This window comes from Dyadobacter psychrophilus, assembly GCF_900167945.1.
GTDB classification, from domain to species: Bacteria; Bacteroidota; Bacteroidia; order Cytophagales; family Spirosomataceae; genus Dyadobacter; species Dyadobacter psychrophilus.
In genome coordinates this window covers 541,285-560,591 of sequence record NZ_FUZA01000001.1, presented here as the reverse complement: position 1 = coordinate 560,591, position 19,307 = coordinate 541,285, and the positions used below count along the sequence as shown (strand labels likewise).

The window sequence follows — 19,307 nt, the reverse complement described above, 5'->3', positions numbered from 1 at the left end:
TATTAGCTAAAAATGCGGACGACTTTTAATGCGAAGCACCCAGCGTCACATGCTTAATTGAATTGTTTTTGATTGCAAAATAAAGAACCACGAGAAAACAAACCGCCGGAACAATGTAAGCCGTTTGAATGGACGAAATATCTGAAACCTGACCCATAATAACCGGAAAAATTGCTCCACCGACGATAGACATAATAACTAGTGAAGAGCCGATTTTGGTTTTTTCACCCAAACCACGGATGCTGAGCGCAAAAATCGTGGGAAACATGATGGACATGAAAAACTGCACGCCTACCAATGCGTAAACTGCAATCATGCCTTCGGTAAGAACCGCGAGGATCAGTAATGCGACATTAATAATGCTGTAAAGTGCCAACAGACGCGGTGGAGCTACAAAACGCATGAGATAAGTGCCTATAAACCGGCCGATCATAAAGCTCAGAAAAGCGCCTGACAACACATATGCGGCTGTCTTTTCATCAATTCCAGCGACTTTATCGGAGAAACGAATGAAAAAGCTGCTGATGCAAACTTGCGCACCGACATAAAAAAACTGCGCTATAACACCCAAAATCAGGTTCTTTTCTGTCCAAATCGAGCCGCTAACTTTCCCTGTTGTGTCTTCTTCTTCCTTAATTTCAGGCAATGTAGTCCGCCAGATCATCACGGCGACAAACAAAACGACTATTCCGATAACCAAAAAAGGCATTTGCACGGACGACGCTTCGGCATTGAGATAGCTGTTAAGCTGTTCGGCGGACATTGATTGTTGCTCTTGTTCAGAAAGCGTTTTCCCCGAAAGAATAAATGTCCCGCCCATAAGCGGCGCTAAAAAAGCGGCGAGACCATTGAATGACTGGGCGAAATTCAACCGTTGCGTGGCTGAATCGCTGTCGCCCAAAACAGTAATGTAGGGATTTGCGGCTGTTTCTAGCAATGTTAAGCCGCTGGCAATGACGAATAATGCGAACAAGAAAAAGCCAAAATGCCTTAATTCAGCTGCCGGATAGAACAGGAACGTGCCAAACGCAAAAAGAAGCAAGCCTAATGTGATCCCGGCTTTATAACCGAACCTTTTCATGAATAGCCCGGCGGGCAATGCGATCAGAAAGTAAGCGATGTAAGATGCGGAGTCGATAAGGGCTGATTGAAAGTCACTTAGCTGACAGGCTTTCTTTAAATGCGGGATAAGGATTGGGTTTAGATTGAGGGCGAAACCCCAGAGAAAAAACAAAGAAGTGATCAGAATGATAGCCAGCCGCGTTTTACGATCGGTCATAGAGGTCCGTAGTTAAGAATTTGGTAACAAGATATAGTAACGCTGTTTTCCCGCGTATCTACTTTGTCATAACAGAATTTCTCTGCCAAGTTATAACCCTAAGGAACATTCAGCAAATTTAAAACGGCTTGTCTTTTTCTGCGCGAAATGGCGATTCTTGTTCCGTCGGAAAGCACCAGATAATCAAAGCTATTGGAAATGCGCATAACGTGTTCAGAGTTAACCAGGTGGGATTTGTGCACACGGATAAATTTTAAATGTGCCAGAACCTCTTCATAGTGTTTGAGCGTCTTGGTAGCCACAAAAGGTTTTTTCCGGTCGGTAAGGTGAATGACGGAATAATTCCGGTCGGATTCAATGCGAAGGACTTCACAAAGTGGAAAAAAGAAAGCGCCTTTTGAGGACGTTACCGCCAACCGGAATCCTTTTGGGTCTTTTGTTTCCGCATTTTGGATAAAATTTTCATAAACTTTTCGCTTCTTAGGTGAAGCGGAGCGCTTGATAAGATAGCGTTGCATAGCCCCGATAAGCTCTTTTGGGTCGATGGGTTTTAGCAAATAATCCAACGCGCTGAAACGAAGCGCCTGGATGGCGTACCGGTTGTGTGCGGTGGTAAATATGACGTCGAACTGCGGATTTTTCAGTTTAATCAGGAGTTCAAAACCATTTTGATAGGGCATTTCAATGTCCACAAATGCAATATCCGGCTCAAAGTCATGCAAAATATTGCGGGCGTCCGCGGCGGACCGTGCAATGCGGACCTCGGAAATTTCCGGGACAAAATCGATAATCAGGCGGTGCAGAAAATTCCGCGCGGTCATTTCGTCATCAACAATTAAAACTTTGATCATAACAGGGAGCGGGCACTTTTAATGCGAAGCCCTTTGCATTTCTCTCGCATTCCAAAATATTGGTATTTGAGAGATTTGCGCCTGTCGGATGTGCCACCGGCCGCTATGGATGATTCTGAGGCTAATGTTTAGCCGCGTGTTCCAAAGGTTTTTTCTGAAAACTATAAATTAAGTAGAAGAGAGCAGGCAGGATAAAGACGCTTCCGATCAGCAATGCGAGAGCGAGTGCTTCCATCGTTTTCTCCTGTCCGCTGTGTTCAAGCAGCGATAGGTAACCACCGCCTTTCAGAATCACAATGTTTGGAAAATGCTTGTAAGTTGTTGTGAGTAAGATCATTGTCACTTGAAAACCGGCAAGTGGCCGCAGTAACGCAAGCTTACCCTGGTAAAGCAGCGACCACATCCAGACGAGCGAAAGCGTCGCAGAAATAATCGCAATCCTTCCCACCCAGTTACCAAAAACCCAGTCGATCAATGGAATGTGTTCAATGTAAGCAGCAATAAATACGAGCGTGCCGCATATTACCGCCGCAATGTTGAAAAACTGCGCTTTATGCGCAAAACGGAGCCTGTCCTGGTCATTGTTCGTCTCACCGATCAGGTACACCGACGCCAGAAACCCGCAAATAGCCACCGTAAATAAACCGACCGAAACCGAAAACCAATGCAGCCAGCTGAAAATGTAAGCCGAAAGAAATGTGTCGGCCTGCGGATCAATGTGGCCGGAAACGGCGCTACCCGCAATGATGCCCAGAAACAATGGCGTTAGGAAGCTGGAAATGGCAAAAATGGTGTTGTACAAATGCTGCATATCATCCACCACAGCGTCGTAATGCCGGAAAGTAAAGGCTGTTCCGCGCGCAATAATACCCAAAAGCATGATCGTAAGCGGGATATGCAGGTGAATGGACATGGTTGAATAAATAACCGGAAATCCCACAAACAGGATCACGATGGCAATGATCAGCCACATGTGATTGGCTTCCCAAATGGGCCCGATCGCACCGTATAATGTTTTGCGCGTGACCGCTTTATTTTTGCGCGACGTGAAAAGTTCGATGATCCCCGCACCGAAATCAGCTCCTCCCAGCAGAAGATAGAGGAGGATGGACGCCCATAGGAAGGTTATGACTACGTATAACATATTATTCGGGTTTGTCGTACAGCGTTCCTACCATCTTGATCTGACGGTAGAGCATGAATATAACGATGATGGCGAGTGACACGTAAACGGCGCTGAAAAGATAAAATGAGTAAGCAATGCCTGGCATAGGCGTCACCGCGTCGGCGGTCCGCATTACATTATGAATGATCCAGGGTTGCCGGCCAACTTCTGTTACTGTCCACCCTGCTTCCACGGCAATGAAACCCAATGGCGTTGCTGCCACAAATAATTTCAAAAGCCAGGGACTTGTGAGCCAGTTTTTCTTCTTCCAAAGCGCCAGAAAATAAAGGATCGCCACCAGCATCATCGCCATGCCCATGCCAACCATAATTTGAAACGCATAATGTGTGATCGCCACGGGCGGTTGGTTTTCGTCCGGAATTTTGTCCAGACCGGTCACTTCCGATTCAAAATCGCCATGCGCCAGAAAGCTAAGGAAACCAGGCAGTTTTATCGCATAGTCAACCTTCTTGTTCTTTTCGTCGGGAATGCCGCCCACAATTAACGGCGCAGATTTTTCTGTGTGGAAATGCGCTTCCATTGCGGCAAGCTTGGCCGGCTGACGGAGGGCAACGTCTTTGGCTGAAATGTCGCCGCTTAATGGTTGCAAAATCGCCGCAACACATCCGAAAATCGCCGCTATGGTGAATGATTTGGTATGAAAAAGCACATTTTGGCCCCTCAGGATCATCAATGCATGAACACCCGCCACCGCAAAGCCGGTCGCTACAAAGGCGGCGATGGTCATATGGAGCGCTTGTGAAAACCACGCGTCGTTGAACATAGCCTCAATCGGATCAATATTGATATACTGGCCGTTCACAAAATCGAAACCGGCAGGGCTGTTCATCCAGGCGTTGGCGGCCACAACCAGGATCCCCGAAGCCAGCCCGCTCACGCCGACGATAACGCCCGTAAACCAGTGGAACCATTTGTTGAACCGGTCCCAGCCGTAAAGGAAGAATCCCAGCGCGATCGCTTCAATAAAAAATGCCGTTCCTTCCAGCGAGAACGGCATTCCAAAGATAGGCCCTGCATGTTTCATAAATTCCGGCCATAAGAGCCCGAGTTCAAAGGAAAGGACCGTTCCGGATACGGCACCCGTCGCAAAAAAGATAGCGACGCCTTTGCTCCATGCTTTCGTGACGTTTTTGTAAACAATGTTATCGGTCCTGAGCCAGTAATAATGTGCTACGGCCATAAAAAACGGCATAACCATGCCAATGCAGGAAAATATAATGTGAAAGCCCAGCGAAAGGGCCATCTGAGATCGGGCAGCTATAAAATCATCCATTGTGGAATTATTTTACTAAAAAATAGGAAGCATTCAAAGCCCCTGGCAGCCTGAAAGCCAGCCGTCCAAAGCTAACGAAGTCTTATATGAAGAACCAGTTTTTCAGTAAAAAGGATCGGGGGATGGAAAGGAAAGCTTAAAATCGTTTCCATCATTACCATCCAGTCAAGAGGTGATATCTACAAGAAATTCCCTGCCAAATAGAATACAAGGTTAACGCTTTTCCGCCAAACGCTTCTTCACCACATCCGCAGGATATTTTAGCGCAAGTTGCCTGATTTCGTAAGTGAATTCTTTAAATGTTTCTTCCCAGACTTCGGCTTCGCCGGGTTCGTAGTCGTAGAAACCGTGGGAGTTGGAAACGCCGCGGCCGCCTTCGCGGACCACTTTGTCGATGAGTTCAGGGACTTCGGTGCTGTTGTTCAATGTCGGAAGCAGGTTTTTCATAACCGTGTGGTAGGCAGGAACGCCCGTGAGGTCCATCCAGCGGAATACGCCCACGAGCGTCATAAAATAACCAGCATTGTTTCGACAGGAGCGGTCAACGTCCTCAATAGTTGCGTAACCGTTTTCAACCAGGCTGATGGCTTCGCGATACATGGCGTACATAAGCCGGTTGGTGATAAATCCAGCAATGTCTTTCCTTACAAGGATCGGTTCTTTTCCCCATTTGTGGGAAAGCTCATACAAATATTCGCCGTTCTTAATGTCCGTGTCGTCCCCACAGATTATCTCAAGAAACCGCGTGGTATGCGCAGGCTCTGTCCAATGTAACCCCAGAAATCGCTCAGGATGAAGCGTTAATTTTTGTAACTGACTTATCGGAATAGCGGAAGTGTTGCTGGACAGCAGTGCATCAGGCGCGATAACGGCCTCTACTTTTTTATAGACAGACTCTTTAATATCAATGTTCTCAATCGTGCATTCATTGACGATTTTGCAAGCTTTCAGCTCATTGTAATCCTCCGTAATCACCAGATTTTGGAAATAAAAATCCGGATCGTTGGTAATGAGCCCTTTTTCCCTTGCATTTTCGAGATGTTCGCGAATCCGTTTTTCCGCATGAAGCAAATCGGCACTGATAGGAGCGACCGCAACCACCGGATGTCCAGCAATCAGCAGGCAGGTAACAATGCTACAGCCCATTAATCCCAAACCAACTATGCCGACCGGTATTTCATTTGGATTCATGCGGAGAAGAAATTTTTATGTGAAAGATAAATTTAAAAGGGCGATGCGAGCGCTTCCTACTACAAAAAAGAGCCCCGGAACGTAATCCCGGGGCTCTCAACCTATTATTTACTCAATCTAAAAACTGGATCTATCTCGACCATCTATCTACTTCACTTTCCACTTCTTCGCGGGTCTTACCTAGTTTCTTTTGAAGTTTTCCAAGAAGCTCGTCTTCTTTTCCATCTTCATATAACAGGTCATCGTCAGTCAAATCCGCATATTGTTGCTTGAACTTGCCTTTCAGCTCATTCCAGTTTCCTTTTACTTGTTGTGTGAAAGCACTCATGATTTCGTCAATTTAAATTAAAAAATATGCTTGGTTAAAAGCATGCGACTGATGAAACATGGGCAACAATCATTCCAATGGCATTCCATTAGGTTCTGGACGGTTGTGAGTAAGAATTTTCCCGAAGGTGTCCAAATATTTACTTGCAAAACCTTAATTAGCCTGTGCAATGAGCTTATCCAACCGCACTATGCCCTGCACCATGGAACGTACAGAATGGTAATTTACCTTCCAGGAATGGCTCATATGCTTCCAGATCGGCTCGCCCTGGCGTGTGAGCAGAGGTAACCATTCGCCCACTTCATGATGGATCATGTGATCAAAGACAAAGCGGTGGGTTGCATTATAGGCTTTCAGATATTTTTCATCTCCATAAACGCGGTAAGCATCCAACATACCAATGATCACTTCCGCCTGCTGCCAGAATTCCTTTTCGCGGTCGTAAACTTCACCCGCATGCGAGCCTTCCACATACACGCCGCCAAATTCCCAGTCGATGCCGTGCTCCACTGCGTGATCATAGGAAGCCAAAAGTTGTTCCTGATATGCGTCATAGGGTACGCCTGCAATGTCAAGCGCGTGCATGAGAAGCCATGCAAATTCCACATTATGGCCGTAACTCGTGTTGTCTTCGGCAGAGCTTTTCATGCCGTCTTCCGAAAACCGGTCCCAGCCCCAGATAATGTCAAACTTGATCTGCGGCGCCACCGTCCAGTCTGCCCAGAATTGCGGAATGCCCGTTTTGTATTGGGGATGCATGATTTTATGCAAAAGCAGCTCAATAATTTCCATCAGCTTGCGCTTATGCACCTGCTTCTGGCTCGCTTCATATAATGTGGTGAATGCTTCCATCAAATGCATATGCGCATCCAAAGTTTTGCGGTCACCTCCCGCCGGGCCATTGCCTTTCAGCTCCCAGTTGCGGTGGAACATTTCAAAATAACCGCCATAATATGTGTCTGCGCCGTGTATTTGTAATAAATCAAAAACCTTTTCAGCATATTCCAAACCGCGTGGATCACCTGTTGCCAATGTGTATTCGGCCAGACTGTAAATCGCGAAACTGTGTCCGTAAACAATCTTTTCATCAATCTTAACATTGCCCTTGCGGTCCATTAACCAGTAAAAGCCGCCGTTTTCCTCATCCCACATTTTGTTTATGAGGAAATCGACACCATGGCTTGCAACTGCGGCATAACGGCCGTCGCCATAGCCCGCCCTGTGCGCGGAGGAGAATGTAAAAACGGTCCGTGTTTGCGCAATGAGTGATTTTTCATCTTCGCCGGAATCATTTCCTGCATTGTCGAAATGGGTGATGAAGCCGCCATTTTCTTTGTCTACACATCTGCTTTCCCAAAAAGGGAGCAGCTCGGTTGTTAAATGGTTATGGATCTCGCTGCGGTAATTTTTTAATTGGTCAATGCTCATTTGGTAATCCTATTTATGTCCCGGACAGGGCTGTTTTGTTTAAAGTTTTTTCTATTTAAGACAAGCTAATACTATAACTACTTAAAGGAAAAAATGGACTACTTACCCGATATTTGCAAATGCTGAGACATAAATCGTAATTCGCAAAGAATTCTTTAACCTGAAATAACATGAGCAATCCTGAAATTGTAGAGATCCTGGAATTAACCGCCAAATTGATGGAACTGCACGGCGCAGACCCTTTCAAGATCAAGGGATATTCTATTGCGGCTTTTTACCTGGATAAATATAAGGAAGGAGAGCTCCAACATATGACGGAGCAGGAGCTTACAAAATTGCAGGGAATCGGTAAAAGCACTGCGGGTAAGATCGTTCAGATTGCAAAAACGGGAACATTTCCAGAGCTCGAAGAACTGCTTCGTAACACGCCGTTGGGTGTGATGGAAATGTTCAATATCAAGGGTATAGGACCTAAAAAAATCGCGGTGCTGTGGCAGGAACTCGGCATTGATAACCTGCACGAACTCGAACTGGCTTGTCTGAATGGCACCGTTGCCAAACTTAAAGGTTTCGGCGGAAGCATTCAGCAAAAGATCATTGATTCGCTGGCATTTCTGAAAGATCAGGCTGGTAAACTGCGGATGGACAAGGCGGAAGTGATTGCTGAAATGATCATCAGAGAGCTGAAAAAAAGCTTTGAACAGGTTGAAGTCGCTGGCGATATCCGACGCAGGGCGGAGATTGTGGATACGATCAAAATCCTCGTCGGAACGGATTCCCCGGCTTTGCTGCAAACATTCATTGGTGACATTGAAATCCTTGTTCAGGATGAAAAACGGTCGTCGCCTTTTGTGTGGCGCGGTAATGTGCAGGATGTGGCGGTTGACATTGAAATAGTTGCTGCGAAACCTGAACGCGTTGTAAATGAATTGTTTATTGAGACTTCCGATGCTTTGCACCTGGGTTATCCCACACCATCAGGCAGCACGATCTGGCGCCAGGCTTATTATGAAGAGGCAGAGAATGAGGAAGTTATTTATCAAAAGGCAGGCTTGCCATACATTGTCCCGGAAATGCGGGAGGGAGCGAATGAATTCACCTGGGCCGAAACACATTCAACGGATCAGCTCATTACATGGGACGACCTGAAAGGGATTTTGCATAATCACAGTACATATTCGGACGGTCAGCACACATTGGAACAAATGGCGCTTTACTGCCGGGAACTGGGCTTTGAGTATCTCGGAATCGCCGATCACTCGCAGACTGCCACATATGCGCAAGGGTTAAAAATTGAAGACGTCATTCGTCAGCATGAGGAAATTGCAAAACTGAATGCACGGTTCGCGACGGAAAATCCCGAAAAGCCATTCAAGATTTTAAAAGGGATTGAATCCGACATTTTGGGAGACGGCTCACTGGATTACCCGACTGAAATTCTCGCTTCATTCGATTACATTGTTGCATCGGTGCATAGTAACCTTACAATGTCGCTAGAAAAAGCCACTACGCGCTTGCTTAGAGCCATTGAAAACCCGTATACAACGATTTTGGGCCACCCAACCGGCCGCTTACTGCTCTCCCGCGAAGGCTATCCGATAGATCACAAAGCCATTATCGATGCCTGTGCCGAACACCAGGTGGTCGTAGAAATCAACGCCTCACCCTGGCGCCTCGACCTCGACTGGCGCTGGATTTCCTACTGCATGGAAAAAGGCGTCCTACTCAGCATCAACCCCGACGCCCACTCCAAAGAAGGCTATTTTGACATGCATTACGGCGTTGCCGTTGCCAGGAAAGGCGGTCTGACGAAGGACATGACGTTTAATGCGTTTGATTTGAGCAGGATGGAGGCGTATTTACAGCATAAAATTAGCAAAGTATAATAAATCATTCGCATAATATTATTATTACCTATAAATAATACTTTTTTAGTTGTGAATGAGTAAAATAGTATTGCTATTTTTGTGTTTTAAACCTCTTATAGTAATACTATTTTAGCGCCGAATGTTTTTACCTCGAAAAATTTACCCAGAACTACTAGAACATTTATCCCGAAGACAGATAACTGTGTTGACGGGAATGCGAAGGACAGGAAAAACGTCGCTGCTAAAACAGCTTCTTGCCGAATCAGATATTTCTCAGAAGCTTTATTACGACCTCGAACGGATTGATAACAGAGCGTTTTTCGCTCAGCCTAATTATGAGGGAATCATCGCTGCTTTGAAATTGCAGGGAGTAGATTTTAGCAAAAAAGTTTTGATAGCGATTGATGAGATTCAGTTGCTGCGAAATTTGCCGAGCGTAATTAAATATCTTTATGACCATTATGATATAAAATTCATCGTAACAGGTTCCAGTGCCTATTACATGAAAAATCAGTTTTCGGAATCGCTGGCGGGTCGTAAGAAAATCTTTGAGCTTTTTCCGCTGGACTTTGGTGAGTTACTGGCATTCAAAGATGTGAATGCAATACCGTTAAATTTCGATCAAGCTGCTACATATGTACCCTCGGAATATGAGCGCCTCAGAGTTCTTTATGATGAATACATTAATTTTGGTGGCTTTCCGGAAGTCGTTCTTGCAAAATCTGAGGATGAAAAAAAGGATCTTGTAAAGGACATACTTAGCTCTTATATCAATTACGATTTGAGCGTTTTAGCAGACATTAGAAGTCCAATCGATATTTTTACCCTGATTAAATTACTGTCAATCCGGGTAGGGACGAAGCTCGATATTTCAAAGCTGGCCAGTATGACGAGCCTATCCCGCAATCTTGTCGAAAATTATTTAGATCTTCTTGAAAAGAGTTACCTCATCAGAACGATTCCGGTTCTCTCCAGAAGCCCCGATCGCGAGATTGTCAAAGCAAAGAAAGTTTATTTTCTGGATAACGGCATTGCGTCATTATCCGGCGAACTGGGAAGCGGGTCTAAATTCGAAAATGCGGTGTTTAATCAATTGCTTCATAAAGGTGAAGTGGCTTATTATCAGCTCAAAACGGGTCGGGAAATCGACTTTATAGTCGATAAAGAATATTCATTCGAAGTGAAAGAAACAGCAACAGAAGCTGATTTGAAAAATGTTCAATCCCTTGCCAAAAATCTGGAAATCACTAAATCATTTGTGATAGGAAGACATCCTGTTAAAAAATTCGAAGGGTTCATTTGGGGAGGTTTTATTCGCTAAAACCTCCCCAATTTATTGAGACGTAATCAACTCTTCCCAAACACCAAAGCCAGAATTCTGGGAATCCTTGTCCGATCGTCTTCATCGAAAAACTCATGGATTTCTACAATTTTAAGGCCGTGTTTTGATGCGGCTTCAGTGAAATCTGAGACATTGTGAATGTAGCAAGGCACTACGGTTTGACCTTCTTCGGTTTCGAAGCGGGCTTTGGAGCCGGAATATTGTTTGAATGGGTGAAGTTCGCCCAGATAGACTTTTCCATTGTCAGAGAGCTTTTGGCTCACTTCGCTGAAAACGAAGTCGAGATTTTCGATGTGTTCTAAGACGAGGCTGAATGTGATCAGGTCGAATTTGTCATTTGTGAAATTCCAGTCCTTCGTAATGTCGGCCTGGATGAATGTGGCATCGGAGCCGGACAATTTTTCCTTGGCTTTTGCGAGCATTTCCGCTGAAAGATCTGCACCGACGAGTTTTTTTGTTTTGGTGATCAGCCATTGCGAATTCTTTCCCGTGCCGCAGCCGATTTCCAGGATATTTTCAAAAGTCTGATCAACGAAGATCCGGCGAAGTGCGACCGCTTCCAGATCACGTGTTTTGTTCACATTTGTGTCATATTGCTCCGACCATTTGTCGTAAGCTTTTTGCGTATTATCAATGCTCATGGCTTTTTATAAAATCCTTAATTCGGTATTTGTTTCAAAAATTTCCTGTGGCAAATATGCAGTAATCCCTGTTTTCAACGCATCGATCAGTCTCGATTTCATTTGCTCGCGATTCACAAGCAGGCAAACTTCTCGCGCCGGTTCCGGGAACTGGAAGTTTCGAATGTGCTTTTTCCGCTCATCTGAAAGCTCCATAACGGCCATTTCAGGCAGTATCGTGATGCCGCCATTCTTCTCAACCATCCGGATCAATGTTTCAATGCTGCCCGACCGGTAACTGAAACTGCTGCCAAACTGACTGTTCCTGCTTAGTTCACACAAACGCTGGATCTGTGTGCGAAAGCAATGTCCTTCTTCCAAAAGCCACAGCTCATTAGGCTCAATATCCGCCGGTAAGATGTATTTTTTGGCATACAAATCGGTGTTTTCAGAAACATAGGCGTAAAAGCGCTCTCTATATAACGGAATTTCCTGCAAACTGCTTTCTTCGGACAGCGACGCAATGATCCCAACATCCAGATTGCCCTGTTTCAATTCGGTAATAATGCGCTCCGTAATCATCTCGGAAACATGAAGCTTGATATCCGGGTAATTAGTAATAAAGGGATTAACAAAATGTGGCAGCAAATACGGCGCAATGGTGGGGATTATCCCGATCCGCAATTCGCCCGACAAATCACCATTGAAATGCTTCGCGATCTCATTCATCCTGGATGCTTCGCGCAGAATTGTTTTGGCCTGATCGATAATTTCGCGGCCTATGCCGGTGGGGACAATGGGTTGCTTAGTCCTGTCGAAAATTTTGACTGACAATTCTTCTTCCAGCTTCCGGATCATCATGGAAAGGGTAGGCTGAGTCACGTTGCAATGTTCCGCTGCCTGCACAAAATGCCGGTAATTATCCACGGCTACAATGTATTCCAGCTGTTGGATATTCATAAGGTACGAGGAGTGTTGATAGATTGTATTGATGCAAAGATATAAATTATTAGTTTCGCTTATAATGCATAGTTGGTCGAAGCATGCAGAAGTGATTACTGCCGATTGTTTTTTTGTATTAAATTGTTATTAATTTTCCTTTTGCGATGAGAAGCGGCATGATATTTGGTTCTTAATTGTACATTAGATCATTACAAACAGCTATCGCTCACATTAATCCGAAAAAAATGAAAAATTTGAGAGCATTTATTTTGCTAGCCTTCATGGCCTTTGCGGCTCCCGCATTTGCACAAACTGCAACACCGGCTAAACCTGCTACAAACAAAACAACCGTAGCCACAAAGCAGACTGGAAAAGACAAAACAAGCATTAAAGTAAAAGCGGATGGAACGCCCGATAAGCGATATTCAGAGAACAAAAAACTCAAAGCCGACGGAACTCCGGATAAACGTTACAGTGAAAACAAGAACTTGAAAAAAGACGGCACGCCGGACAAACGTTTCAAAACAAGCAAAGCCGACTCGCTGAAAGCTGCTAAAAAGCAATAGATCAAAATAATACCGGAAATATTTCCCGGAAAAATTAGGGTAAGCGCCCGACTGGTTGTCATTCCAATGAACAGCCTGAGTCGGGCGCTTATTTTTTACCAGTAATCTACCATTGCAATGAACGTAGCCATCGCGGATCACGTGACATTTTTAAGCAGGGATCGGGAAGCGGAGTTTGAAAGGGTTTTTAAAGCGCATTTTAAAGGTCTCCATGCCTACGCCTGCACTATTTTGAGGGACGATATTATGGCCGAGGAAATGGTGCAGAATGTTTTTTGCCGACTGTGGGAAAAGACAGATCACATCGAGATAAAGGAATCCGTCAGCGGTTATCTGTACCGCTCGGTTTACCACGAGAGCCTTAATTATATCAAACATTTAAAAGTCAGGGACGCCTACCAAACGTACGCAATCAACCAAATGGAACACAGTAATAACACAGCTCATCACCTGGAACTTAAAGAGCTTGAACAGCGCCTGGATAAGGCCCTGAAAGAATTACCCGAAAAGTGCAGAACGATTTTCCAGATGAGCCGCTTTGAAGAATTGAAATACCAGGAAATCGCCGATCGCCTCCAATTGCCATTAAAAACAGTAGAAAATCAAATGGGCAAGGCGCTGCGTCTTTTGCGCCTGAAACTGGTTGATTTCCTGCCCGCATCTATCCTCCTATTTTTCCTCAGCTAATCCGTGTCAGTCATGCATAAAGAACTGAATTATAACATAGACGACCTGCTTGTCAAGGCTTTACTGGACGAGGCGAGTGTCGCAGAACAGATCGAGATCAACCAATGGTTGTCCGATAGTGATGATAACCAACGTTATTTCGAGCATTTCGAAATGATCTGGAACCAGAGCAAACAACTGGCAGCGCAAAATCTGGTTGATGAAGACGCAGCCTGGGAGCGATTCCGGAAGCGTACGCAGAAGGGCAGGGAAGAAACACCGGTAATCCCTCTTTATGAACCGAAAAGATCCTTTTCTTTCGTCAGAGTTGCCGCACTCATCGCTGCAACATTGTGCGCGGGCTGGCTTGCGTATATGTTTTTAGGTCAAAATGCAGAAAGCCAAATGCTGACCGTTCGCTCGGGAGCCCAAACGGTGGTTGATACATTACCAGATGGGTCAATTGTAACTTTGAATAAAAAATCGAGCATTTCCTATCCGGCCGAGTTCAGCGGAGGAAAAAGGGAAGTTGCATTGACCGGTGAAGCATTCTTTGAGGTTACCAAAGATAAAGCCAAACCCTTCATTATCTCAGTGAATGATATGACTGTGAAGGTTTTGGGGACGAGTTTCAATGTTAAGGACAATGCGAAGAAGACGGAAGTCATCGTCGAAACGGGTTTGGTGGAAGTGGCCAAAAACAATGAGTTTGTCCGCATTAGCCCAAAACAAAAAGCAACGGTCATCAAATCCAGTCCTGCGCTGGTAAAAGATGAAACGGCAGATGATTTTTACAAATATTACAGGACCAACAAGCTGGTCTGCAACGACACGCCTTTGTGGAGGCTGGTTGAAATCCTGAACGAAACGTACGACGCCAACATCATAATAGGAAACGAACGCCTGAACAATTTGCCTATCAATACAACATTTGATAAAAAATCGCTGGATAGTACATTAAGCCTCATCAGTGAAACATTAACAATAAAAGTTGAGCGCAGCGGAGAGCAGATCATTTTGAAATAGGACTTATCTTTCGGAATGAATCGGACTTTTACGCTACTCACCACGATCAAATTTGTTGTAGTAATGCTAATTATGCCCTGCGCAGCTTACGCGCAGGGCATTCTGAATAAGACAGTTACCGTTTCTGCACAGAAAGAACCGGTTTCAGCAGTTTTAAAATCAATCAGCGATCAGGGGAAATTCTATTTTTCCTATAATAGCAACATTATCTCCGGCGACAGTCTGGTCACTATCAATGTTGCGCAGCAATCGGTTAAGCAGGTTTTGGACCAGTTGTTCAGCAGCAAATATCAATACAGGGAAAAAGGCGATTACCTGATTATCCTTCCCGCTGCAAGAGAAAAAGTATTTTATATCAGCGGACACATTTTCGACCAGGAAGCCAATGTCCCCGTCGACTACGCCAGTATTTATTCCAGGCAATTACTGGTTTCCACACTGACCGACGATGCGGGACATTTCCGGCTTCGCATTAAGGATAGAAGTTTACCGTTAAGCCTCACAATCAGCAAGGTTGGATATGGAGACACGACAATTGTAATAAGTCAGGAAGACGCGGATATGCGCGTTAATATTTCGCAAAAAGCCGTTGACCTGGATCCGTTGATCGTTCGCTATTCGGAAGGTGAATCCACCTGGCTCGGGCGTTTTTTCCTTTCTGCAAAGTTGCGTGCGCAAAGCCGTAACATTGGCCGTTTTTTCGTGGCATTGCCCTATCAGGCATCTTTAACGCCAGGATTGGGAACGCACGGCAGGATGAGTTCACAGGTTGTCAATAAGTTTTCGCTCAATTTACTAGGCGGCTATACGGCAGGTGTTAATGGTGCCGAAATTGCGGGAGGCTTCAACATTTCAAAGCAGGACGTGCGTTATGCGCAGATTGCCGGGATGTTCAATGTGGTTTCGGGCGACGTGAAAGGTGTGCAAGTGGCGGGTTTCCTGAATCATATTCTCGACTCGCTCGGCGGCGTTCAGGTGTCAGGTTTTGGGGGGATTGTAAGGCAAAATATTCAGGGCGTGCAAGTCAGCGGTTTTGCGGGCAGGGCGGGGGCAGCGCTGCATGGAGTTCAGGTTTCCGGCGCATGGAGTTCTGTACGCGGAGATGTTGACGGCGTTCAGGTTTCGGGTGCCTATAATCATGCTTCCGGGGATTATAGCGGCGTGCAGATCGCGGGCGGGCTTAATATTGCCAAAAAAGACATTTCTGGCGGGCAGATTACCGGCGGCGTTAATATAGGTGGAGGCAAAGTCCGAGGTTTCCAGTTGGGTGTATTAAATGCTGCCCGAAAGCTGCAAGGAACCCAGCTTGGCATTATCAATTTTGCCGACAGTTCGTCCGGGCTAAGCCTGGGGCTGATCAATATCATCAGGAGAAGCACTTCCAATATTTCTGTATATGCCACGGAAATTGCACCCGTCAATGTTGCCTGGAAGATGGGGACACATAAATTTTACAGCATTCTTATGGCAGGAAGCACGACGGGCGGGCAAAATAAGGTCGTTACATTTGGTGCAGGCATAGGAAGGGAGTTTTTCCCCTTCAAAAAATTCGGCTTCTTTACAGAGATATTTAACCAGAACATTTTTTCCAAAAGCTGGGAAAATATACCATTCGTTTACCGATTTCAGGCGGCGGTTACCTACAAGCTGAACAAGCGCCTGATGCTATTTGCGGGTCCATCATTCTCCGTCTACGACAGCGATGGCGTCCAGACCGAGAAAGGCTACAAATCATTTCCCCCAAAAGGCTATCCCGACTTTCAAATGGGCAACAAAGACATGGCCTCATGGATCGGCTGGCAAGGCGGATTGAGCTGGCGCTATGGGAGAGGGCTTTAATGATTTCTACTTTTTTCTCCCAATTTTTTAGGGTAAAGCCAAATCACGTTGTCGGTACTTTGCACACAGCAATTGGACCGGATTGAAGGCCTGCAATTTCGAGCTCCTGCGGACTGTGTGTGTTTAAATGATTTCTTTTTAAATACATTCCCATGAAAAATTTGAGATTTTGCACAGCTAAGGCAGTTTTTGTTAGCATATTCCTATTCGGCCTGTCCCTTGTTTCTTTTGGTCAAAACGATAGCACATCGGCCGTGCACTTCGGATTCATTTATCCCCTCAGCACCAATGGTAAACAGGCGGCTTCCTATACAAACCGTTTTTCTCTGCACGCCATTGCAGGACTTTCCAAATCTGAAACCGGTGTCGCTATCGCCGGTGCAGCCAATATGATCAAACAAGACGCTTCTGGATTACAAATGGCTGGCGCGGTTAACCTTATTTCCCATGATGCAAAAGGAATTCAGCTTGCCGGAGCAGCCAATATTATTGGAAACAATGCCAATGGGATTCAGATGGCTGGTTTTTCAAACATTATAAAAAATGAAGCAAAGGGAGGACAGATCGCCGGATTCATGAACTTGGCTGGCAGTTCGCAATCGGTGCAGATGGCTGGTTTCGCCAACATTACACGCAATGATGCGAAAGGATTGCAGTTAAGCGGCTTTTTAAATAAAGGCAAAAATGTAAACGCTCAGGTTGCGGGTTTTGCCAACATTGCCGGAAACGTAAAAGGCATTCAACTTGCCGGCCTAATCAACATTGCCGACACCAGTGACTATCCCATCGCTATCTTTAATTTTATCAAAAGTGGTGAAAAGTCCATCGCAATTACCCTGGACGAAACCATGACAACCATTGCTTCATTTCGTTCGGGAGGCCGCGTTTTGTATGGAATTGCGGGTATAGGATACAATTTTAAAGGCGATAAGCGCGATTTGTACGCGATGGAAGGCGGGTTAGGCGCACATATCAAATTGGCAAATGATTTCAGGCTCAATCTGGAAGCTGTAAGTCAAACATTGTCTAATTTCAAAAAAGGCAATTATTCCAAAAGTTCACTTCGCATTATTCCCGCATACAAGATCGGAAACAAGCTCGAAATCTTCGCAGGCCCTACCGTCAACTACGTAAGCTACGATCGCGATAAGGACTACGATTTTGTTAAAAAATTCATTTGGAAAAATAATAGCTCCGAGAATTTCCAGGGTGTTCATTTCGGATTCAACACGGGAATCCAGCTCATATTGTGATGCGCGCTGCTCAATCTATGCCATGGAGGGAGAGGCGGTGGCTCACTGCTTCTCTCTCCCGGATTGGCACAACCAGCTTTTCTGTTATGATCTGGCGATTGGTTTCCCATTTCATTTATATGATTTTCGCCCATATATGGCCTTATCGTAAAAAGGTTATCCTGAAAAATCTGACGGTCTGCTTTCCAGCGCTTTCTGAAAACGAGAAAGCGGAATTGACGAATAAATATTACCGGCACCTCGCCAATTTGATCGTAGAGCCCTTTATGGTTCGTAACATTGCTGAAAAGGATCTTGCTAAATTTGTCAGCTACGGTAATCCATCCGTTATTCATCGGTTACTCTCGGAAAAGAAGGACATTGTGTTAATGGTGTCACATTATGGAAATTGGGAATATCTTTTTTCAATGCCCCTGCTAACCGATAGCAATGTTTTGGCAGCATACTCGCCGGTTTCGAACGCAATGTTGAACGAAAAGTTGAAGAAGCTGAGAAGTCGTTTCGGTATTAAACTAGTCCCAAAAGCAAACTGGTATCGATCTGCTGTAAACTGGCGGGATAAGAAGCCTGCGATTTTTGTCAGTATTGCCGATCAAAGGCCGCCCGCCGCCGGGAAAAACATTATCAAATTCTTCAACTGCGATACGTATATTCAGTCAGGTGCGGCGCGCATTGCGATCCGGAGAAACAGCGCCGTAGTGTATCTGGATGTACAAAAACGAGGTGCGAACAGATACAATTTCAGATTTACTTTACTGGCTGAGGAGGCGGAGAAACTGGGTGAAACGGAAATAATGAAATTGTATTATACAGAGTTGGAAAAGAATATTAAGCGCCAGCCGGAGTTGTGGCTCTGGTCTCATAACCGATGGAAATTTGGTTTTTCTCCAACTTAACCGCCTAAAACGGCTATAAATGTTGTATAATTCAGCAAATGGTGTGAGTTCGTCCCCAATTCCCGCTTTTTAAGATAAAATTGTAATCTTTTCATAGTCAGTTGTTTGAAGGCAAATGTTTTGGCAGGAGCAGGTTTTTTACTGTTAGCGGTCAAACCAATTATTTACTAAAACAAAGCATTATGAGAAAATTAGCATTTTTGGGTGTGTTTTTTATCGCCGCGATGGTAGGATGTAGTGATGACGATGAAACAACAGATCCGACTCCCGTATTGCCCGAACTGAAAGTTAGCACGACACTTTCCGGAGCAAACGAAGTCCCAGCTAATCCATCAACCGCGACCGGTTCAGTAGATGGTACGTTAGATCAGGAAAGCAGGGTTTTAAGCTTGAACATTATGTACAGCGACTCCGCTTCGTCAGACTCAACTTCGACAGACTCGACTTTTACACCAACAGCATGGCACATTCACAAGGCCCCGGCTGACTCGGCAGGAGCAGTGGTGATCGATTTGGGAACAACTTTTACCTCACCCTTTGCATTTAAAGACACATTAACCGAAGCACAGGTTGCAGACCTGAAAGCTGGGTTGTATTATGTAAACATTCATTCGGCGAAATATCCGCAGGGCGAGATCCGTGGCCAATTGAAAACCGAAGAGTAATCAAGATTCTAGTATAGTCCTTAAATCAAAACAGCGACGCCAATTTTGGCATCGCTGTTTTTGTGTTTAGATATTATTCAAAAGCTTT

At 45.1% G+C, this 19,307-nt stretch carries 18 protein-coding genes; 9 read left to right on the top strand and 9 right to left on the bottom strand.

What is annotated here, in order from left to right; genetic code table 11:
• Positions 1–25 precede the first annotated feature (25 nt).
• From fucP to B5X68_RS02520, 7 genes are all read right to left on the bottom strand, one after another.
• The gene (fucP, locus tag B5X68_RS02550) at positions 26–1,279 is read right to left on the bottom strand and encodes an L-fucose:H+ symporter permease (protein ID WP_082213093.1); all 1,254 of its coding nucleotides are present in this window, start codon (positions 1,277–1,279) and stop codon (positions 26–28) included.
• Positions 1,280–1,377: 98 nt separating this feature from the next.
• Positions 1,378–2,130, bottom strand: a complete 753-nt coding sequence (locus tag B5X68_RS02545) for a LytR/AlgR family response regulator transcription factor (RefSeq protein ID WP_082213092.1) — start codon at positions 2,128–2,130, stop codon at positions 1,378–1,380.
• A 121-nt stretch (positions 2,131–2,251) separates the two neighbouring features.
• On the bottom strand, positions 2,252–3,274 hold the full coding sequence (locus tag B5X68_RS02540; RefSeq protein WP_082213091.1) for a cytochrome d ubiquinol oxidase subunit II: 1,023 nt from the start codon (positions 3,272–3,274) through the stop codon (positions 2,252–2,254).
• A 1-nt stretch (position 3,275) separates the two neighbouring features.
• On the bottom strand, positions 3,276–4,589 hold the full coding sequence (locus tag B5X68_RS02535; RefSeq protein WP_082213090.1) for a cytochrome ubiquinol oxidase subunit I: 1,314 nt from the start codon (positions 4,587–4,589) through the stop codon (positions 3,276–3,278).
• 213 nt (positions 4,590–4,802) lie between these two features.
• Complete coding sequence (locus B5X68_RS02530; RefSeq protein WP_082213089.1) at positions 4,803–5,780, bottom strand: 3-hydroxyacyl-CoA dehydrogenase family protein; 978 nt, start codon at positions 5,778–5,780, stop codon at positions 4,803–4,805.
• 130 nt (positions 5,781–5,910) lie between these two features.
• Positions 5,911–6,108 carry a CsbD family protein gene (locus tag B5X68_RS02525; protein WP_026630426.1) on the bottom strand — a complete coding sequence of 66 codons (198 nt, stop codon included), beginning with the start codon at positions 6,106–6,108 and terminating at the stop codon, positions 5,911–5,913.
• A gap of 153 nt (positions 6,109–6,261) precedes the next feature.
• Positions 6,262–7,536: a beta-1,2-mannosidase gene (locus tag B5X68_RS02520; protein WP_082213088.1), complete on the bottom strand. Its 1,275-nt coding sequence runs from the start codon at positions 7,534–7,536 to the stop codon at positions 6,262–6,264.
• A 170-nt stretch (positions 7,537–7,706) separates the two neighbouring features.
• Between B5X68_RS02520 and B5X68_RS02515 the strand changes: the two genes are divergently transcribed.
• Together B5X68_RS02515 and B5X68_RS02510 are read left to right on the top strand one after the other, a co-directional pair.
• Entirely contained in the window at positions 7,707–9,422 is a 1,716-nt protein-coding gene (locus B5X68_RS02515) for a DNA polymerase/3'-5' exonuclease PolX (RefSeq protein ID WP_082213087.1), read from the top strand.
• A gap of 121 nt (positions 9,423–9,543) precedes the next feature.
• A complete protein-coding gene (locus B5X68_RS02510; protein WP_082213086.1) occupies positions 9,544–10,725 on the top strand; it encodes an ATP-binding protein in 1,182 nt (393 codons plus the stop codon).
• Between the two features lie 26 nt (positions 10,726–10,751).
• Here the strand turns inward: B5X68_RS02510 and B5X68_RS02505 are convergent, their stop codons facing one another.
• Both B5X68_RS02505 and B5X68_RS02500 read right to left on the bottom strand, forming a co-directional pair.
• On the bottom strand, positions 10,752–11,387 hold the full coding sequence (locus tag B5X68_RS02505) for a class I SAM-dependent DNA methyltransferase (RefSeq protein WP_082213085.1): 636 nt from the start codon (positions 11,385–11,387) through the stop codon (positions 10,752–10,754).
• Positions 11,388–11,393: 6 nt separating this feature from the next.
• Positions 11,394–12,326: a hydrogen peroxide-inducible genes activator gene (locus tag B5X68_RS02500; protein WP_082213084.1), complete on the bottom strand. Its 933-nt coding sequence runs from the start codon at positions 12,324–12,326 to the stop codon at positions 11,394–11,396.
• Between the two features lie 227 nt (positions 12,327–12,553).
• Here B5X68_RS02500 and B5X68_RS02495 point away from each other — a divergent pair, with 227 nt between their 5' ends.
• From B5X68_RS02495 to B5X68_RS02465, 7 genes are all read left to right on the top strand, one after another.
• Positions 12,554–12,874 carry a hypothetical protein gene (locus B5X68_RS02495; RefSeq protein WP_082213083.1) on the top strand — a complete coding sequence of 107 codons (321 nt, stop codon included), beginning with the start codon at positions 12,554–12,556 and terminating at the stop codon, positions 12,872–12,874.
• 117 nt (positions 12,875–12,991) lie between these two features.
• A complete protein-coding gene (locus B5X68_RS02490; protein WP_082213082.1) occupies positions 12,992–13,561 on the top strand; it encodes an RNA polymerase sigma-70 factor in 570 nt (189 codons plus the stop codon).
• Between the two features lie 12 nt (positions 13,562–13,573).
• Positions 13,574–14,566, top strand: coding sequence for a FecR family protein (locus B5X68_RS02485; RefSeq protein WP_082213081.1), 993 nt, complete (start codon positions 13,574–13,576; stop codon positions 14,564–14,566).
• Between the two features lie 15 nt (positions 14,567–14,581).
• Positions 14,582–16,405 (top strand): STN and carboxypeptidase regulatory-like domain-containing protein, encoded by a 1,824-nt coding sequence (locus tag B5X68_RS02480; protein WP_229208257.1) that lies wholly within the window; start codon positions 14,582–14,584, stop codon positions 16,403–16,405.
• A 152-nt stretch (positions 16,406–16,557) separates the two neighbouring features.
• Entirely contained in the window at positions 16,558–17,658 is a 1,101-nt protein-coding gene (locus tag B5X68_RS02475) for a hypothetical protein (RefSeq protein ID WP_082213080.1), read from the top strand.
• Entirely contained in the window at positions 17,658–18,554 is an 897-nt protein-coding gene (locus tag B5X68_RS02470; protein ID WP_229208256.1) for a lysophospholipid acyltransferase family protein, read from the top strand. The genes B5X68_RS02475 and B5X68_RS02470 overlap by 1 nt, the downstream gene beginning before the upstream one ends.
• A gap of 182 nt (positions 18,555–18,736) precedes the next feature.
• Positions 18,737–19,219, top strand: coding sequence for a CHRD domain-containing protein (locus B5X68_RS02465; RefSeq protein ID WP_082213079.1), 483 nt, complete (start codon positions 18,737–18,739; stop codon positions 19,217–19,219).
• Positions 19,220–19,307 lie beyond the last annotated feature (88 nt).

Bases quoted from the DNA above. Each gene is read 5' to 3' on its own strand.
- fucP (WP_082213093.1), bottom strand. From the start codon at position 1,279: ATGACCGATCGTAAAACGCGGCTGGCTATCATTCTGATCACTTCTTTG.
- B5X68_RS02545 (WP_082213092.1), bottom strand. From the start codon at position 2,130: ATGATCAAAGTTTTAATTGTTGATGACGAAATGACCGCGCGGAATTTT.
- B5X68_RS02540 (WP_082213091.1), bottom strand. From the start codon at position 3,274: ATGTTATACGTAGTCATAACCTTCCTATGGGCGTCCATCCTCCTCTAT.
- B5X68_RS02535 (WP_082213090.1), bottom strand. From the start codon at position 4,589: ATGGATGATTTTATAGCTGCCCGATCTCAGATGGCCCTTTCGCTGGGC.
- B5X68_RS02530 (WP_082213089.1), bottom strand. From the start codon at position 5,780: ATGAATCCAAATGAAATACCGGTCGGCATAGTTGGTTTGGGATTAATG.
- B5X68_RS02525 (WP_026630426.1), bottom strand. From the start codon at position 6,108: ATGAGTGCTTTCACACAACAAGTAAAAGGAAACTGGAATGAGCTGAAA.
- B5X68_RS02520 (WP_082213088.1), bottom strand. From the start codon at position 7,536: ATGAGCATTGACCAATTAAAAAATTACCGCAGCGAGATCCATAACCAT.
- B5X68_RS02515 (WP_082213087.1), top strand. From the start codon at position 7,707: ATGAGCAATCCTGAAATTGTAGAGATCCTGGAATTAACCGCCAAATTG.
- B5X68_RS02510 (WP_082213086.1), top strand. From the start codon at position 9,544: ATGTTTTTACCTCGAAAAATTTACCCAGAACTACTAGAACATTTATCC.
- B5X68_RS02505 (WP_082213085.1), bottom strand. From the start codon at position 11,387: ATGAGCATTGATAATACGCAAAAAGCTTACGACAAATGGTCGGAGCAA.
- B5X68_RS02500 (WP_082213084.1), bottom strand. From the start codon at position 12,326: ATGAATATCCAACAGCTGGAATACATTGTAGCCGTGGATAATTACCGG.
- B5X68_RS02495 (WP_082213083.1), top strand. From the start codon at position 12,554: ATGAAAAATTTGAGAGCATTTATTTTGCTAGCCTTCATGGCCTTTGCG.
- B5X68_RS02490 (WP_082213082.1), top strand. From the start codon at position 12,992: ATGAACGTAGCCATCGCGGATCACGTGACATTTTTAAGCAGGGATCGG.
- B5X68_RS02485 (WP_082213081.1), top strand. From the start codon at position 13,574: ATGCATAAAGAACTGAATTATAACATAGACGACCTGCTTGTCAAGGCT.
- B5X68_RS02480 (WP_229208257.1), top strand. From the start codon at position 14,582: ATGAATCGGACTTTTACGCTACTCACCACGATCAAATTTGTTGTAGTA.
- B5X68_RS02475 (WP_082213080.1), top strand. From the start codon at position 16,558: ATGAAAAATTTGAGATTTTGCACAGCTAAGGCAGTTTTTGTTAGCATA.
- B5X68_RS02470 (WP_229208256.1), top strand. From the start codon at position 17,658: ATGCGCGCTGCTCAATCTATGCCATGGAGGGAGAGGCGGTGGCTCACT.
- B5X68_RS02465 (WP_082213079.1), top strand. From the start codon at position 18,737: ATGAGAAAATTAGCATTTTTGGGTGTGTTTTTTATCGCCGCGATGGTA.